Genomic DNA, 15,796 nt, shown 5'->3' with positions numbered 1-15,796 from the left:
CTTATGAATTTCATAAGATTTATTATATTTCAATTAAATAGAGTTCGCCACATTTTCAATGTGGCGAACTCTATTTTTTCATTGAAGACAGTTGGCAAATACGGGAAACAGAAAGAAAGCACTTTAATTTTTTTTGACCGTGATTTTTACTTAAATACATACATTGACGTTCATGCCTCTGGAATTGACCCGATCTACCACTACGTCGCTAATGGCTGGAAGGAAGGTCGCTCTCCTTTCCAATATTTTAATGTTCAGGCTTTTTCGAAAGCCCATCCTCGCCTAGAGGCGTTAAACGTTGACCTCGCCCAGGCCTGTATTCGGCTCTATGGCTCCTATGCTTGGCAAAGTCACATCGAGTGTTTCGGAATTGCGACTGATCTGTGTTTACCCGTTTCATTCACTTCGACCGAGCGACGTAGATTACGTAAAAAATGGACGCGATATCGTGATTTTTTCGATGCTGAATTCTATTTAAAAGAATACCCGGATACCGCAATGACACCTGCTGGAGCCTTTATGCATTATATGCATTGGGGCTTTTCGGAGGATCGCCAGCCTCGGGCGGATTTTGACGGGTATTACTATCGTAAGGCTAATGGCCTTAGCCGCGGGCAAAACCCTTTCCAGCATTGCATTGAGAGCATGGATGGGGGCCAGAAATTTCCGGCTAACGTGGAGAGCCGACCAGGAGTACAGTTATTTTCGAAACCACCGTTCGCCGAGGACATAACCATAGATTCTTCGAATACGGTGGCTTTGCAATTGAGCCTCTGTATTCATGTCCATTGTTTTTATGTTGAATTGTTCAATGAGATCGCTGATCGGCTTCAGTGTTTGACGCTGCCGTTCTACCTCGTGGTAACTGTTTGCAATGAGAGTGATGCAAAGGTAGTGGAGAATCTTCTGGTCGACTTCAATCAGCGGCAAAATACCCACATTCTCGTGGTCGAGAACAGAGGCCGCGACATTGCGCCTTTTCTTATTGATGCCAGCCCGATATGGCGAAAGTCAGATTTGGTTTTGCATCTTCACACGAAGAAAAGCCCGCATATTACATGGGGTGACAACTGGCGTCGGTATCTCTTCGATCAAACAATTGGATACGAGCCTTTGCTGAAAGGTATAATCGATCAATTCCAAGATCGGGACGATATGGGCATGATGTACCCAGAAAATTTCTGCATGATTAAGCACTTTACGGAAGAAGAAAAAAATAAAGACGCCATCCGTTACATCGCACAAAAACTTCGTTTGGAATGTAGTTTTGAGGCACTAGGTGCATATGCGGCCGGTTCCATGGCTTTTTACAGGGTAAAGGCACTCGCCAGTGTTCTCGAATATGATGCACTAGAAAATCTTTTCGGGCCTGAACAAGGGCAGCTTGACGGAACAGCGGCGCATGTTCTCGAGAGGTTACTTCCAGAGATGGTACGGTTAAATGGTTTTGAAACGCAGCCTTATTTTTTGATCGAGGCTGAAGCAGTCGGCCTGCGCAGGCAAAAGTGCGGCAACGATGCCAAATCGTGCCAAGCCGAACAGTAAGCTAATCTAGGCCCACCGTAGTAGCCGTGAGGCCGCAGCTACCCGTTGCCAAGTGACATAAAAAGCCGGAAGAGCGATCTTCCGGCCTTCTGGATTCAGCGTTGCTTTTGCGCGGCCTCGATTCGCTGCAAGATTTCCCGCATTACCCGCAAATCCCCGCTTTGCCCGCTGGCCGTAATTTGCAGTTCCTTGATGGCCTGTGAGATCGATGTGGCGGATTGCTCGGCAACGGTGACGCGGTAGGACAGGTTATCAAGCTTGCGCAGCTCTACCTCGTTGACCTTGAAGCGCTCTTCTATCTTGCCATCGGCATTGCCGAGCCGACCTTCTACGGCAACCCGCCAGCGTTTCAGCTCGTCAATGTCACTATTGGTTTGCGCCCAGGCATAGCCGCCGCCAGCGATGATGCTGACCAGCGTCGTGAGATTGATCCAGGTGTTGATATTGTATTTCGGTGGCGTTGCCACTTTTCCGTCTGTCACGTTCCGCCCCCTTGAAGCGCATTGATGGCGTCTGCCTTCGCGGCATTTGTGGCGCGGCAATCGGCCAGCGCCTTTCGGTCCTGTCCCCACAGCCGATATTCAGCCGTTCGATCTGTGCCATCAGGAATAAACACAGGCGCATTGCAATCGGCCATGATGCTGGCCGAGACGCTGGCCTTGCGGTCAGCGGTCGGTTGCGCCGATGGCGTTGAGAGCGTTTCGCACCCCGTCAGGCATAGCATCGCCGGCAGCAGGGCAAGCATCCCCAGAAGCAGCACTCGGTTTCGCATTGGTCTTTTTCCTTTCATCTTCCAGTGCAGCTTCCAGTCCGGCGACTTGCCCGACATGGGCAGCCATATTGGCGACCAAAGCCGCATCGGCAGCATTGATCTGTTTCTGTTGGGCTTCGATCTTGGCGAGCTGAAGTAAGTCGGCCTTACGTTGAGCCTCTGCCCATTGCTGGCGGATCTCAGTCCGGCCAGCTTCTTTCAGCGACGATGCCCAGCGGTGCAGGCCTAGCCCGGCGATAAGGACGGCAGCAATCAAGGCGATGCCGCGCCAGTCGAGCTTTTCGCGGAGCGCCTTGAGAGCACTCCAGGCAGTCAGGGCGATAGCTATCATCGGCAATCACCTTCGCGGGCGCGGTCATCAGCCGGTTGCCAGCCAACCGGTGGCTGAGGCTTCATCATCCCCGCAGGCCCATCGCGCCAGGTGTTGATCAGGATCTTGGCAAGGCCGAGCAGCCCAACGATCTTCAAGGAAACCGCTTCGCTGAAGAACGGCGTCCAGTCGAACAGCGCCAGTGCTGGGATCGCAGCAATGAGCGTATTGATGATGTTATGGATGAGGTTGGTGTTCATGCCGCCCCCACCAGCGCCACATGGAAGGCCTTGCCATAGCCAGCAACAACGCTGGCGCTTTCCGTGCTGTTGATAATGCGGCGGGCATTCACCCAATCAGTCTTGGTGCCATGGAAAAAATCAGCCAGCTTGACGCCGGTGAACAGGCCGTCGCTCATGCCGATAAACATCACCTTCAGGGCGATGTCTTCGCGCATCGCCAAAACCGGATTGGCCACCAAATCAACGCCAATAGCATTACCCAACGTGTTGTAGTTGCCCTTGTGCGTGAGCTGGACATATCCACGTCCAAGCCAGCTCTTGCCATCGGCTCCAATCCGCCAATAAGGTGACTTTACCCAGGGCATCGTGCCTTTCGCCCAAGAGCGGTCCAGAATGGCGATAGCCTGTTTATCCGTTGCCGCTCGCGTTTCGCGAACCGGCTGCATGGTCTGTGCTGTTTCGTGAAACGCCGTGGCCAGCATATAAGCCAGCCACCGCAGATCGGTCATTGTGCTGGCCTGCCAGGCGTCGAGAATGGCCGTGATACCATTCACCTGATTTTGCGTGAGCGCACCGCCGAACAGCGACGAGCGTACCGCCGCGAAGAATTTCGCGCGATCCATAATGATCATCCTTTTCTTGGATTTTTTGGCTGCAATCCTCTCGCAGCTCGTTGCAAATTAGTTCGCTATTTGCTATCTTCATTTCATGAAAAAGATCGCATACAGCAAATCATCATTGAAGGTTCTTCGCCGCCTGCCAACCAATGAGGCAAAGCGGATTGCCCAGAAGATCGAGCAATATGCGAGCGATCCGCAGTCCATGGCGAACAACGTAAAGGCACTGACCGGCTCGCCTTACATCCGGTTGCGGGTCGGTGATTGGCGGGTGATCATGGACGATCAAGGCAGCGTCCTTGAAATCCTCAAGATCGGCCCGCGTGGTAGCGTCTACGAATAGGAGATGACAATGCAGACCATCATTACCCCGAACGGCGAAACGCTGGTCGTGCTGCCCCTGGCAGAATACGAAAGCCTGATCGACCACAGCGACATTGCAGCAGCCGATAAGGTCAAGGCGGATATCGCCGCAGGTGACGACGAGCTTGTTCCCGCCGAAGTCGTCAACCAGCTTCTTGCCGGTGAACACCCGGTCAAGGTCTGGCGCATGTTTCGCAAGATGACGGCGCGGGAATTGGCCGAACAGGCCGGTATCAGCGCGCCCTATGTTTCCGAGATCGAGAGCGGCAAGAAGGACGGAAGCTTTGCGACGATGAAGAAGATCGCAGAGGCTCTTCGTGTCGATCTGGACGATCTGGCGTAGCTCTCTATTCTTCGTGAACCGTAAGAGGCATCACAGATGCGCCATGGTCCTCGACAGTCGGAGTTGGTGCATCTGGCACCAAGTCCGGCGCTTCACCCCTGACATAATCAGGATCGTGCGGAGCCAGCCGCCGCAGCGCCTCGGCCAGCCGATTCGACAGATTGTCGACCGCGTTGGCATATTGATCAGCCTGCTGCTCCAACATCTTGTTGCGCTCCCGCAGCGCCGTTTCGAGAATGCTCATGGCTCAAGCCTCCACGCTTTTGACTTCGGGCCAAGTAAAGGCCGGAAGCTCCGTCAAGAATTCGGCGACCGTCGGGATCGGCCGCTGTTTGGCGATCACCTTCTCCAGCTCTGCCAGCGAATAGACCCAGACATCAGACCGCCAGTCTTTAAGCGCTGCGGCCTCAGCCGCGAAGGTCGCGTGCTTGTCGCCAACATAGGTGACGGCGGTGGTCAGGCTGTCATAGCCATGCTCACGCGCCTTGGCGTTCATGAACTGCTGGATGGCCAGTTGATAGCGGGCCTTTAGCGTCTCGTCGGAGATCGGCACATTGACCCAGCCGTCCACCGTGCTGGCAACGAAGTCTGGGATGGCCGGCAGTTCGGTGACGGCAGAGAGATAGGCCCGCTCGTCGCTCAGCAGTTGGTCCTGGATGGCCTGTTGTTCTTCAGAGGTCAGGCCATTGGTCATGTGAGCCGCGACCCCATACCAAAACGTGCGGGCATTGAGGATCTGCTGGCGACCCAGCCACCACGCTGCCATGGCCGTCCATCGGCTGGAGCGATTGGCAGTCACTTCCACGATGACGCCATCAACCATGGCCTCATACATGCTGCTGATATTGTACATATTAAACTTATCTCCTTAGGGGATTGCCACGCCGAAGACGTGGTAGCGAAGGCCAATGATGACGGCGGGATCGTTGACGGTCTCGGTGCGTACCCCGCCGCCGCTTTGATTGTAGTAAGCGACGTAAAGCGGGTTGCCCCGGAAGGTGTAGAAGGTCGCGCCCGTGTCCGTGTACTGGACATAGCTGGTGTCGCCGGTGAAGGTCGGAGATCCCCAGCTGTCGTTATAGGTGCGGTATTTGCCGAGCCTTGGCGTGCGCACGAACTTGGTGGTGTTGATCGACAGCGAGCCGCCCTCAACCTTTCCGCTGCCGTGGACGGTACACCACTTGATAAAGGTGAACATGCCGCTGGCATCGTAGCTGATCGTATTGGCCTGATTGCCTGTGGTGATTGACAGATAGCCTTCCTTTACGATTTGCAGGGCTGGCCACCGGCTATCGATGACGATATCGCCAAAGCCCGGCGATGCCCCTGCCCCAGGCCGCAGGAATTGCACGACCTGCTGACCGTTCTGATCGAATTGCCGCAGCACATTGTTGGCACCGCTGGTGGCGCTGGCCGGCGCCTCGGCAAAGACGATCACCCGCGCCCGGCAGGCCCCGTTCGGATTGGAGAACTCGACGGTATTGCCATTGGCCCGAAACGTTGCACCGAACGGTCCATCGTTGGGATGGCACGGAAAATAGATCGGCTGGCCGGAGGCATAGAAATGGCATTCGATGATCGTGTCGGTGGGCAACGCCATGCCGCAGTCAAAATAACTCGTTCCTTTTGGAACAGCGACATCGGCGGCGGCAATCACCTTGGCCGGGATCTGCGTTGAGCTGAATGCCAGCTGGCTGCCAGTCGCCGTATTCACATCGAAGCCCGGCTTGCTGACCCTGAGATCACTGGAACTGATGATGATTTGTGGCTGGCCTGACACCGCCGATTGCGGCGTGCCGTTCTGGATGGCGGTCTCATCGCCCGGTAATTGCCAGACAACCAGCTTGTCGGTGCCTGATAGCCAGATCGAGCTTTCCGTGGGTTTGATGGTCGCCGCGAAGTACCCGGAAAAGCTATAGGTGGCGTTAGCGGCAGCCCAGCCCATCAGATAGGTTCCCTCGTCGCCGAGCTTCCAGACCTGTGTGCGGTCATTGGTGCCGAAAAACATCTCCAGCATCCGCATATGGGTATAAAACCCATTGGCATCGACCCGCTTGCGATCATAGAGCGGCAGGTCATAGATCAGGCCGGGGAAATAGGACTTTTTATATATGTCCTGATACCCGCCATCCCCATTGCCGGAACTCCACCAGGTCCAGGACGAGGCGGACGGATAGTAGCCGCGGGGCGTCGTTCCGGTCGCCCCGGTTTGGATGGCGTTGACCTTGCAGTCTGCCGCCCATTTGGACGAATAGTAAAACTTCGATATCTCGGCATCCGAGGTGGTTGCCGGATCGAAGCTTCCCTTGGTAATCTTGACGCAGGCCGTGCCGGTATAGTCGAGGCCAATAAGGGTTTTGGTCATGACGAAATCACAATCGTGCCTGCGTTAAGGGAAATCACCATCTTGCCGTTCGAGCTGCGGATCTCGCCTGCCGTCACCGTGCCCAGGTTGGCGGTGATAGCGCTGAGGCTGTTAACGGCAAGCTTGTCGGCGGTGATCGTGCCGTCGATGATCAGCTCGGCGGCGTTGCGCTTGTTGACCACAAAGCCACCCACATAAACATCACCTGTGGTCGCAGTGCGCCACACGTAAGCGGCCATCACAGCCTGAACTGCGCCAGCGGGCGCAGTCAGGTTGATGGTTGTCGTGACGACGCCCGATGACCTGTCGCCTGCCACAAAGTCGTTATAGCTTATGGTCCCACCAGAACTGTTCAACCATTTGATCCGCAGCAAAGGGGAGTAATTGCCGGAAGGGCAAAGCGCCGTCCCTGTGACGCGATATTGCGCCCCCGGCGTCACTGAGAATGTTTTACCCAACAGCTCTTCGCTGTAGCCTGTGCGCCCGGCAACATATGGGTATCGAGCTTGGGAGCGAGATGCCATGCCGCCGACGTAAGGGTCGGTCCACGACTGCCAATTGGCCCCAACCCAAGAGTTTCCGAAGTCTTGCATCTGATTGTCAGGGACAAGATTGGTAAAATCCGTCAGCACCAACTGCTTGGCGGTGACGGAATTGGCCGCAAGCTTATCTGTACCGATGGTTTCGGCGGCGATGTTGGCACCGGTAATCGTCGAGGCCGCAATACTGGTACCAACAACCGAACCAGCCGCAAGAGCAGGTGTGGTGATCGCACCAGCGGAGATCTTGGAAGCAACGACGGAATTTGCCGCTAGGCTGTCTGTCGTCACCGATCCCGCAACGATATTGCCGTTCTGGATCAGCGTGACGCCGGCCGCAGACCACGGCGTCGGTTCCGTCTGGTTGGCGGTCGCCTCACCAAAGAACGGTTTATGAATCCACAGATAGCTATCTGCCTGCCCGTTGATCGTGCCTTTATGCCGAAAAAACACATAGGCATACGCTGCACCGGCAGGAGCTTGCGCTTTAAACCAGCCCCGCTGATAGTTAGAGAGCTGCTTGCCCGGATCTGTGTTGTGGTTTGCGGGCCAGATTCCAGGCGTGCCGTGAGAGATGACCGCACCAGCCGCGTTCGCAAATGCGATATACACTTGCAGGCCGTTGCAACGGTGGCCAAAATAATAGGTCGATAGCTCATACCATTTGCCAGCCTCCACAGACATGAGGTCGATGTTTGTGCCATCTTTTTTATAGGTAGCGCCAATCTCAAGCCCTTGCGTCCCATTGACCTGACGAATTTCCAGGGCGCCGGGTACAGGAGCAAAGGTGTCGTTGCGCAGGCTGATCGTCCAATTGCCGAGATCGGCATTGGCATATTCCACCCCCCAGCCGGTGATCCCGGCAGAGAAGTCGGAATTCTTGATGAAGTTCGCGCCCTGCCCGACCGCGAGCAGATTGGTGGTGATGGCCCCTGCTGCCACCTTTGCCGTCGTCACTGCACCGGCAACGAGTTGATCCGTGTTGACGGCACCAGCGGCAATCTTACCGGCAATAACAGAATTGGCCGCGAGCTTATCCGTCGTTACAGAACCGGCCGACAGCATGTTGGCAAGGATCGTGCCGTCAATGATCAGCTCGGCCGCATTGCGTTTCTGGACAACAAAGCCACCGACATAGACATCAGCGTTGGTGTTGGTGCGCATCACGTAAGCGGCCATCACCGCCTGCGTGGCTCCGGCCGGGGCTGTCAGATTGACCGTCGCCGTGACCGGCCCGGCCCCGCGATCCCCGACAAGGAAATCGACGTAGTTGATCAGAGCGCCGGTCCGGTCCAACCACTTGATCCGTAACTGCGGCCATTGATTGCCGTTCGAATAGGCTGATCCCGTTACCCGGTACTGCGCGCCGGCCTGGACCGGAAACGCCTTGCCGAGCAGCTCGTCGCCATAGCCGGTCGTTCCCGCCACATAGGCGAACTTCATCTGCGACCGCGAGGCCATGCCGCCAAGATAGGGATCCGTCCAGGATGACCACCCCGCTCCAGACCAGGAACTGCCAAAATCCTGCATCTGGTTATCAGGGACAAGGTTCGTGAAATCCGTCAGCACCAATTGCTTGGCCGTGACGGAGTTAGCAGCCAGGTTATTTGCACCGATGGTGTCAGCGGCAAGCTTGGTCCCGGTGATAATGCCGTCGGCGATCTTGGAAGCGACAATCGCAAGGTCTGCGATCTGCGAGCCGATCAACTGCCCGGTCAATTCAGCCGTGGACACCGTCTTCACATAAGCCGCACCGTTCCAGCGATAGGCCTCGCCATTGAAGGTGACATAGGCAGACACGCGGCTGGTCGGCAGTTGGGTGACAACGCGCACTGGCTCAATGCTGGCCGCAAACTTGGTCGCATCGACCGCCTGGGCCGCGAGCTTTGCCCCGGTGACCGCCGCATCAGCAAGCTTCGTGGCAATGACAGAGTTGTTTGCCAGAACCTCCTGCGTCACAGCAGCAACCTGAAGCTTGGCCGTGCTGACAGCCGCATCCGCCAGCTTCAGATTGGTGACCGCCTCATCCATGATCTTGGACGCCGTCACCGCAGCGTCGGCAAGCTTGGCCGTGGTGATGGAGTTGTCGAGAACGTCAGTTGATTCCGACAGGTTCAGCGTGGTGACGGAAAGCCAGTCGGATGCGACTGTTTCCCGGCTGGACACCGGCACCAACTTGCCCTGCAGCTCATATTCCGTCAGCGCCAGGCACCAGGCACCAGACAGCGTCCAGGTCGCAGCGCCAGCATAAGGATGGGCATCGCTGTCATAAACAACAACGCCCGTGGCTTTGACGCGCACCTTGACCCAAATCCGCGCCACATCATCCAGATCGGCGGTGCAAGAAACAACAATGGCGGGCCTGCGATCCTGGCTGTCGCTATCGGTGACAGATCCCGCGACAACGCTCCAGCCCGTCGTGGACTGCGCAGCAGGCACGCCGCTGGACACACTGCCGGTGACCGGTGGTTTATAATCGCTCCCCTGATTCCAATCATAGTCAGCCGGATCGACTTCCGTGATATCGAGGACAACATCAAGGTTAGGCTGATCGAGAACACCATCGACCCGAAACCGCTTCTCGACATAGCCATTACGGTTGCTGGACGTGGCGACAATGTCCCCCGGCTCCAATGCCCCAAACATTGGCGGCATGGAAATGGTGTGACGACGGGCGCGGCGGGCTTCCTTCAGGGCCGATTGCATGAGCCGTTGCACCTGTCCAGCGTAAGGCACAAAATCGAGACTGACATCCGACAACAGACGCCGGTTGCCGTCTTCCACCTCATAATCGCCGTTATAGAGCGGCGGCGCTTCCGTCATGTTCCAGCTATCATCCGGCGATGGATAAGACGCGGAAATCCCGTTGACCGTATCGGACAGGCCGAAGAACGGCGTAAAGCTCTGCTCTTCCGTGGATAGAATATCCGCATCGGCAAAGGTCATGACCGGTTCGTCCGACACGCCGATAAACGGCTTATAGGTGCCGCCGATCTCAGCAAGCCGCCCGTTGCAGGCGGTTAGCATCGCTTGTGCCGCATCCTGCAAGGCAGCACTGACCTGCACCTCAGCACCAGAGCGATAGGTGGCCTCCATGCCATCGGCACCTTCAATCAGGGTGCGGCATTTTCCGATCTGGGCAATCCAGTGGCTGGCAGGCAAGCGCCGTTCGGTGACGGTCTGGAGGCCATAGAGCCATTGACCGTTCCAGCGGATACCGCGCATCAGGGCATAGAGCTGGACAACAGGCAGGCGGTCGCCATCGCCGCCCCAGGTCGAGGCGTCGCTCCAGCGCTGTGCACCATTGCCGCCAACCGAGCTATCCTTGGATGGATCGTAAAGCCGCATACCATCCAGCACAAACTTGAAGGACGGAAAGCCGGAAAACAGCTCCTGGTTCACGCGCGAGGTGGCGATCACATAGGCAACGCCATGGCCGACGCGGGTATTCTCGTAAGGGCGGGCCGTGGACGAGACCCGGTTGACCAGAAAGCTATCCGCTTCAGTCTGCGTGCCATCGTAAAATTTGAGCCAGAGGTAATCAGTATTGCCCTTGCGGTAATCGACAACCGGCCAACCGTATTCGGCATGCGGATGATCGAAATCGATCTCGCAGGCCACGCCATTGACCACTGCCACCAGCAGCGACTTGATCGGCGCATCGGCCAGCGCAATGACCTGCGTGACATAGGCATTCGGTGTCTTGCCCGCATTGCCCCAGGTATTGGCATAGACAAGAGATCCAGCCGTGGCCGTCATCCCAAAAATGATCGAGCGCGGCACGGTGCCACCGGACTGCAATTGCCCATTGACGGCAAAGCTTGCCGTGGAAGCCTTGCTCTTGCCCGCCACAGCCGAGGCCAGATAGTTCAAACCAACGCCGACGGCGGCCTTCAACAGCGTCGAGCCGATAACGCCCATACCGCCGATAAAGGTCGAGACCGCGCCAAGCGCCGACGCCACACCGCTGACAAAGGCGGCGATGCCAGAAAAGATTGCCATGGATGGGATACCCTTAGATGGGTTTGATAAAATGCGTCTCAGCGGGCGTATAACCGCGCCGCGCGTAGAGGCTCGACACATCGTTGGTGGCAAGCGCCGCCATGCCGATGGAGACGCAGCCAATGGATTTGGCCCATGCCTCATAGGCATTGAGCATGATAAGGCCGGAGCGACCCCGCGCCTGCGGTGCGATGAACCACACCGTTTCCTTGGCCATCAGACCCGCCCCGAAGGGATGGTCAAAGGCCGAGGCCAGCAGCAGGCCGCACACGCTGCCATCGCGTTCCAGCAGCAGCGCGCAGGCCATGGGATTGTCGAGGTGCAGGCGATACAGCGCATCGGCCCGCGCCGCTTCGAACCGGAAGGCATAGCCAGCCGCTGCATGGCTGTCCCGCAGCAGGGCGATGACGGCAAACCGGTCGGAACTCGTGCCAGGCCTAACCATTTTTAGCCAACGCCTTGGCCAGGAAATCCGCCATGCTGTTTGCCTTTGACGTGGTAATCTTACCCTGCGTCTGCCCCCAGAACAGTTCCCAATCGCCAACCACCGCCGCATCCTGATAGAAATTATCGGTGGAGCTGCGCAGCTTCTGGCTGGCATCCGACCGGGTGTCGGGATTGGACCGGGTAATCTCCTGCATGTGCGAGGCGCAGGTCAGTGTTACCGCGCCGGTATCGCCTTCGGCTGGGGTCTTGATCTCTATCGTGTCGATAAAGCCCAGGAACCGCAGCTCTGCCGGAGACACCAGCTTGCGTGTCTGCGGAGAAAACAGACCGCGATAGATTTCCACGCGGGCCTGTTTGCAATCGTAGAGCCGCACGGCCTGCGCCACCATATCGTCAATCTGGGACATGGTGATGGTAACGTTCTGCGCCTCTAGCGTCGAGACCAACGGGATTTCTGTGACGCTGATCAATGTGCCGGAGCCGTAAAAGCTCCTGACATCAGCGTTGCCGGTGTCAGGATGCACGACCTCGGCAGAGACATTGCCGACATCTGACCAGAAGCCGACCGCAGCCGGGTTTCCAGTGGTCCGGTCGCGCGCAATGATCCAGAGAAAATCACGCGCCACCAATTGCCGCGCCGCCAGCGCGTTGGTGATTGCAGCAGGATATAAGCGCATCAGCGCACCTCGATACCTTGGAAAGACACAGAGCCGCGCCCGGTGGACGCATCGGCTTCAGAGGAAATCGACCCCGGCACGATCATCATCGTGCAGGAGGGCCGCAGCAGCGTGACCGCAGACCCCGCAGCGGTCCCCGGCCACAGATGCGGGCGAAGCTCGAACGGCCCGGCAACACCCGACCCATTGGCAACCGCACCCTCGACAATGCGGTAAAGCCCGCTGCCTGCGATCTGGATCATGTCGCCAACCGAGACCACATAACCGGCACCCAACCCTGAGAGTGTCACGCTCTTATTGTCACCGCCGATGGCCGACAGCACCACGCCATTGTCCGGCACGGGCCTACCGGTCGGAGAGGCAATGGGCCGGGATCGTGACAGCGAATACCCCCGGAAGTATTGCAGCCCGCCTTCCAGCGCCTCGATCCGCGCCCGCCAGGCGTCCAGGTCGTTCGGCTTCAACTGCTTTGTCTGATAGGCCGCCGACCACAGCGGCGACCCGAGATCCTTGATGTAAGTCACCCCGCCAGCGGTGCGCGATTGCTCCTGGCGATACAGTGGTTCGAACTTGGTGGTCCAACCGGGAAAGTCGGCGAGCAGATCAATGGGATAGAGGATAGTCATACCTTCACACCCCTCGCCCTGGCATCGCGCACCGCCGTGATGATTTGGGCTGGCAAGGTCTTTTGCAGCTTATTCATCGCCTGCTCTTGACGCGCCACCGCTTCAACAGAAGCCCCGCGATTGTCGATCACCGGATTAATACTGATCTGCACCGAGCTGGCTTTGCTGGCAGCAGCCCTGGACAGATCCGGCATGCGTGGCGCACTTGGCCCAACATAGCCGCCGCTGGAATAGCCCTTCAGCCGCTTGCGCATGGCGTCCAGGCCAGCCGGTCCACCAGCCTTTCGAACGGCATCCGCGTCAAAGACATATTCGCCCTTATGCACGACGCCCGCAGGCTCATATTTGCCCCCTGCCCCGGTATAGCCGCCATCAGCAAAGCCAATCGCCTTGGCAAAGCCGGTCAACCAGCCACCACTGCTGGTCGCGGACGATCCGCCGAACAGGCCGTCAAACGCGCTATTCAACGCCAGTTCGCCCAGCTTCTTGAGAACGCCGGACAGGGCATCGCTAAAGCTTTCGGCCCCCATGATCACATCGGAAAAGGCTGACTTGGCGGTATCGTAGAACTCTTGTGCTGCCTGTTGCGACCGCTGCTGGGCGTCCTCGACCTTGCGCAGGATATCGGCCTGCTCGGCATAAGCGTCCGAGGCGGCATTGATCTTGGCGATCTGTTCAGGTGCCAGCTTGGCATTCTGCCAGTCAGCATCGCCCTTGCGCCGCGCCTCTTCACGGACATCCTGGAGCGCCTGCTGTTCGAGATCGAGCGCCATGCGGCGCTTTTCCTGTTGACGGTAGGATTGCCCGACGACTGCCTGCTCTTCGACGAGGGCCGCCGTCCGATCCCGGATCGACTGGATATCCATGTCGAGCCGGTCATCTGCCGTCGCTCTCGGCGCGGCGGTCGTTTTGCCGGTATCGGAGCGCCGCTCATCCGCTTTGACCTCCGCAATTGCCAAGGATGTGATTTTATCATCAGGCAAAACCCCGCCCGTTTTAGCGAGATCCGCCTTGATTTTAGCCCTCTTGCCTTCAATAGCCAGCTGCTCTTTCGACAGCGTGTTCTGGCGTTGCGCCTCATCAGCGTAGGCCTTGCCGATCCGCAGCATCTCCTCGCCCTGTTTGCGCGATTGCGCATATTGCTTGTATCCGGCAACCTGTTCTGGAGACATGACCTTTGCAGATTGGACGGCGGCGAGATCGCTTGCTGTTTGTTGTGCAGCGACGCTGATCGTCGTCAGTTTCTTGAGGATTGGGTCTATCGCGTCTGCGATCTGCTGAAAATTGTAGTCCGCAGTCGCCATCTTAGCCAGAGATTGCCGCGCATCGTCAGCCGAAACAGAGCCGGTCTTAATGCCGTCACGCAACCGCTCAAGTTCGGTCGCTTGCTCAGGCGTGATCAGGTTGGATTCACGCATTTTAGCAAAATACGATAGGAGGTTGATCGTCTCGTCACTGGTGCTTTTAAGAGACGAGGCCGCTACTTTGGCTTCCTGCGCCAACTGGTTTTCCTTAACGGCATTGTAGCTTTGGCGCGCCTTATCAACCTTTTCGGCCGATTCTTCGGCCGCCTCTCCGACACGCTTCAAACGCTCGGAAAACCGGTCAGCAGCTTGGCCTGCCTCACCCGATCCACTCGCAAACAGTGCAAGCGCACCGACGACCGTTCCGCCGATGATGAGGCCGAGCGGACCGGCAGCAGCACCGATGCCGCTGATGGCGGTCGCAATGCCAGCCATGGACGATGCAGCCCGCAGCGCCGCGACCAGCCGGACAACTGCCGCTGTGGCGAGGCCGAGATTGGCAATCATCAGAGCGATGGACCGGCCAACCAGAGCGGCAGCAATGACAGAGGCGAGCTTCAGGACGACATCGGCCGTCTGTTCAAAATTATCCGCCAGAGCATTCAATCCAGCCACCAGGCGCTGGGATGCGCCGAGGCTTTCATCCGTCTGGCCGATATAACGGGTGAAAGCATTGTTCACCTTGGTCACGCCCTGTTCAATCGTCTGGGTGGCATTGGCCGCCATCCCCTGGATGGTCGGCAAGCCCTTCAGGAACGACTGAAAGAATTCCTGGTTGGACACTTTGCCATCATTGACCAATTGTTTGAGCTTACTGACAGAACCGCCCGCAGCGCTGAGACCATTGGCAACGGCGATCAGGATCGGTCGCGCCCCTTCATTGACCGAATTGAATTCTTCGGCCTGGACGCGGGTCGAGCCGAGGAGCTGGCCGAGCTGCGTCAGCGCGCCTTGCGCTTCGGTGGCAGACTTGCCCTCGATCTTCAGTGCCGTGCCGACGCCATCGGTGAATTTCAGCAGATCGGCCTGAGACGCACCAAGCGAATCACCGGATTGCGCCGCCTTGCCGAACAAATCGGCCATGGCACCAATCGGGGCGGCATTGCGCTGGGCAGAGTTGTAAATCTGGTCGAGGACGGAAACTTGATTTGTTCCGACGACGCCAGCGACGGCCAGGCTGTTCTTGGCGCTGGTCCAGGCGTCGGCATAATGGATGACGGAATCCACTGTCAGCGCCGCCGAGATCCCCGCAATCGGCGTGATCAGCCCGCGCGCCATGGACGTGCCAAGCGCCGAGAACTGGCCGTCCATTTTCTTCAGGCGGTTCTCAATGGCGCGGGCTTGGGCGTTGGTGACGCCAGCCGCCTTCTGCATCTCGCGCTGATAGCCTTTGATGTCGGCCGAAAGCTGCACGACGAGTTTTTCTAGGTCGGTTGCCATGGGTGCCTCGGATTTTGAAAGGATTCAGTGGGCTGGCGGCCTCCGACCGGATAGGTCGTAGATCGGTTGCCGCATGTCACGCTGGGGCCTGGTTCGGTCAGCTTTGCCGACCTTCTGAAGGCAGACCCAGCGCGCCGGGTGAAAACTGTCAATCTCGTGGATGCCAGCGAGGAAGATCCGGTTCCGCCGCTTGATTGCTCGTCG

At 57.7% G+C, this 15,796-nt stretch carries 16 protein-coding genes; 3 read left to right on the top strand and 13 right to left on the bottom strand.

The features are described from left to right. Positions 1-3 precede the first annotated feature (3 nt). Complete coding sequence (locus AVI_RS07845; protein ID WP_015915851.1) at positions 4-1,545, top strand: rhamnan synthesis F family protein; 1,542 nt, start codon at positions 4-6, stop codon at positions 1,543-1,545. A 95-nt stretch (positions 1,546-1,640) separates the two neighbouring features. Here AVI_RS07845 and AVI_RS29010 read toward each other — a convergent pair whose 3' ends face one another. The 5 genes from AVI_RS29010 to AVI_RS07825 are packed head-to-tail and all read right to left on the bottom strand — an operon-like array spanning position 1,641 to position 3,492. Continuing rightward, on the bottom strand, positions 1,641-2,027 hold the full coding sequence (locus AVI_RS29010; protein ID WP_015915850.1) for a hypothetical protein: 387 nt from the start codon (positions 2,025-2,027) through the stop codon (positions 1,641-1,643). Then, the gene (locus AVI_RS31045) at positions 2,024-2,182 is read right to left on the bottom strand and encodes a hypothetical protein (protein ID WP_156753142.1); all 159 of its coding nucleotides are present in this window, start codon (positions 2,180-2,182) and stop codon (positions 2,024-2,026) included. The genes AVI_RS29010 and AVI_RS31045 overlap by 4 nt, the downstream gene beginning before the upstream one ends. 28 nt (positions 2,183-2,210) lie before the next feature. After that, a complete protein-coding gene (locus AVI_RS07835) occupies positions 2,211-2,648 on the bottom strand; it encodes a hypothetical protein (RefSeq protein WP_015915849.1) in 438 nt (145 codons plus the stop codon). Further along, the gene (locus AVI_RS07830; RefSeq protein ID WP_041696518.1) at positions 2,645-2,887 is read right to left on the bottom strand and encodes a hypothetical protein; all 243 of its coding nucleotides are present in this window, start codon (positions 2,885-2,887) and stop codon (positions 2,645-2,647) included. The genes AVI_RS07835 and AVI_RS07830 overlap by 4 nt, the downstream gene beginning before the upstream one ends. Beyond that, complete coding sequence (locus AVI_RS07825) at positions 2,884-3,492, bottom strand: glycoside hydrolase family 19 protein (RefSeq protein WP_139192395.1); 609 nt, start codon at positions 3,490-3,492, stop codon at positions 2,884-2,886. The genes AVI_RS07830 and AVI_RS07825 overlap by 4 nt, the downstream gene beginning before the upstream one ends. Positions 3,493-3,577: 85 nt before the next feature. Here AVI_RS07825 and AVI_RS07820 point away from each other — a divergent pair, with 85 nt between their 5' ends. Together AVI_RS07820 and AVI_RS07815 are read left to right on the top strand one after the other, a co-directional pair. Beyond that, positions 3,578-3,829 carry a type II toxin-antitoxin system RelE family toxin gene (locus tag AVI_RS07820; protein WP_015915847.1) on the top strand — a complete coding sequence of 84 codons (252 nt, stop codon included), beginning with the start codon at positions 3,578-3,580 and terminating at the stop codon, positions 3,827-3,829. A gap of 9 nt (positions 3,830-3,838) precedes the next feature. Continuing rightward, entirely contained in the window at positions 3,839-4,192 is a 354-nt protein-coding gene (locus AVI_RS07815; protein ID WP_041696517.1) for a helix-turn-helix domain-containing protein, read from the top strand. 4 nt (positions 4,193-4,196) lie between these two features. Here AVI_RS07815 and AVI_RS07810 read toward each other — a convergent pair whose 3' ends face one another. Genes AVI_RS07810 through AVI_RS07765 form a run of 8 tightly spaced genes read right to left on the bottom strand, consistent with a single transcriptional unit; the run spans position 4,197 to position 15,592 of the window. Then, the gene (locus AVI_RS07810; RefSeq protein WP_041696515.1) at positions 4,197-4,436 is read right to left on the bottom strand and encodes a hypothetical protein; all 240 of its coding nucleotides are present in this window, start codon (positions 4,434-4,436) and stop codon (positions 4,197-4,199) included. A gap of 3 nt (positions 4,437-4,439) precedes the next feature. Then, complete coding sequence (locus tag AVI_RS29005) at positions 4,440-5,045, bottom strand: hypothetical protein (RefSeq protein ID WP_015915845.1); 606 nt, start codon at positions 5,043-5,045, stop codon at positions 4,440-4,442. A 15-nt stretch (positions 5,046-5,060) separates the two neighbouring features. After that, positions 5,061-6,557: a hypothetical protein gene (locus AVI_RS07795; RefSeq protein ID WP_015915844.1), complete on the bottom strand. Its 1,497-nt coding sequence runs from the start codon at positions 6,555-6,557 to the stop codon at positions 5,061-5,063. Continuing rightward, positions 6,554-11,098: a phage tail protein gene (locus AVI_RS29000; RefSeq protein WP_049777163.1), complete on the bottom strand. Its 4,545-nt coding sequence runs from the start codon at positions 11,096-11,098 to the stop codon at positions 6,554-6,556. Before AVI_RS29000 ends, AVI_RS07795 begins: the two co-directional genes overlap by 4 nt. A gap of 13 nt (positions 11,099-11,111) precedes the next feature. Next, positions 11,112-11,543: a GNAT family N-acetyltransferase gene (locus AVI_RS07780; RefSeq protein ID WP_041696513.1), complete on the bottom strand. Its 432-nt coding sequence runs from the start codon at positions 11,541-11,543 to the stop codon at positions 11,112-11,114. After that, the gene (locus AVI_RS07775) at positions 11,536-12,222 is read right to left on the bottom strand and encodes a hypothetical protein (protein ID WP_015915842.1); all 687 of its coding nucleotides are present in this window, start codon (positions 12,220-12,222) and stop codon (positions 11,536-11,538) included. The genes AVI_RS07780 and AVI_RS07775 overlap by 8 nt, the downstream gene beginning before the upstream one ends. Next, positions 12,222-12,848, bottom strand: a complete 627-nt coding sequence (locus AVI_RS07770; RefSeq protein ID WP_015915841.1) for a hypothetical protein — start codon at positions 12,846-12,848, stop codon at positions 12,222-12,224. Before AVI_RS07770 ends, AVI_RS07775 begins: the two co-directional genes overlap by 1 nt. After that, on the bottom strand, positions 12,845-15,592 hold the full coding sequence (locus AVI_RS07765; protein WP_015915840.1) for a tape measure protein: 2,748 nt from the start codon (positions 15,590-15,592) through the stop codon (positions 12,845-12,847). The genes AVI_RS07770 and AVI_RS07765 overlap by 4 nt, the downstream gene beginning before the upstream one ends. Positions 15,593-15,796: the final 204 nt, after the last annotated feature.

The sequence above is a fragment of the Allorhizobium ampelinum S4 genome, from assembly GCF_000016285.1.
Taxonomy (GTDB): Bacteria; Pseudomonadota; Alphaproteobacteria; order Rhizobiales; family Rhizobiaceae; genus Allorhizobium; species Allorhizobium ampelinum.
The sequence above is the reverse complement of the archived record's forward strand: the minus strand, read 5'-3'. Positions and strand labels throughout refer to the sequence as shown.

Coding starts and splice junctions, on each gene's coding strand:
- AVI_RS07845 (WP_015915851.1), top strand. CDS start 4: ATGAATTTCATAAGATTTATTATATTTCAATTAAATAGAGTTCGCCAC.
- AVI_RS31045 (WP_156753142.1), bottom strand. CDS start 2,182: ATGGCCGATTGCAATGCGCCTGTGTTTATTCCTGATGGCACAGATCGA.
- AVI_RS07835 (WP_015915849.1), bottom strand. CDS start 2,648: ATGATAGCTATCGCCCTGACTGCCTGGAGTGCTCTCAAGGCGCTCCGC.
- AVI_RS07830 (WP_041696518.1), bottom strand. CDS start 2,887: ATGAACACCAACCTCATCCATAACATCATCAATACGCTCATTGCTGCG.
- AVI_RS07825 (WP_139192395.1), bottom strand. CDS start 3,492: ATGGATCGCGCGAAATTCTTCGCGGCGGTACGCTCGTCGCTGTTCGGC.
- AVI_RS07820 (WP_015915847.1), top strand. CDS start 3,578: ATGAAAAAGATCGCATACAGCAAATCATCATTGAAGGTTCTTCGCCGC.
- AVI_RS07815 (WP_041696517.1), top strand. CDS start 3,839: ATGCAGACCATCATTACCCCGAACGGCGAAACGCTGGTCGTGCTGCCC.
- AVI_RS07810 (WP_041696515.1), bottom strand. CDS start 4,436: ATGAGCATTCTCGAAACGGCGCTGCGGGAGCGCAACAAGATGTTGGAG.
- AVI_RS29005 (WP_015915845.1), bottom strand. CDS start 5,045: ATGTACAATATCAGCAGCATGTATGAGGCCATGGTTGATGGCGTCATC.
- AVI_RS07795 (WP_015915844.1), bottom strand. CDS start 6,557: ATGACCAAAACCCTTATTGGCCTCGACTATACCGGCACGGCCTGCGTC.
- AVI_RS29000 (WP_049777163.1), bottom strand. CDS start 11,098: ATGGCAATCTTTTCTGGCATCGCCGCCTTTGTCAGCGGTGTGGCGTCG.
- AVI_RS07780 (WP_041696513.1), bottom strand. CDS start 11,543: ATGGTTAGGCCTGGCACGAGTTCCGACCGGTTTGCCGTCATCGCCCTG.
- AVI_RS07775 (WP_015915842.1), bottom strand. CDS start 12,222: ATGCGCTTATATCCTGCTGCAATCACCAACGCGCTGGCGGCGCGGCAA.
- AVI_RS07770 (WP_015915841.1), bottom strand. CDS start 12,848: ATGACTATCCTCTATCCCATTGATCTGCTCGCCGACTTTCCCGGTTGG.
- AVI_RS07765 (WP_015915840.1), bottom strand. CDS start 15,592: ATGGCAACCGACCTAGAAAAACTCGTCGTGCAGCTTTCGGCCGACATC.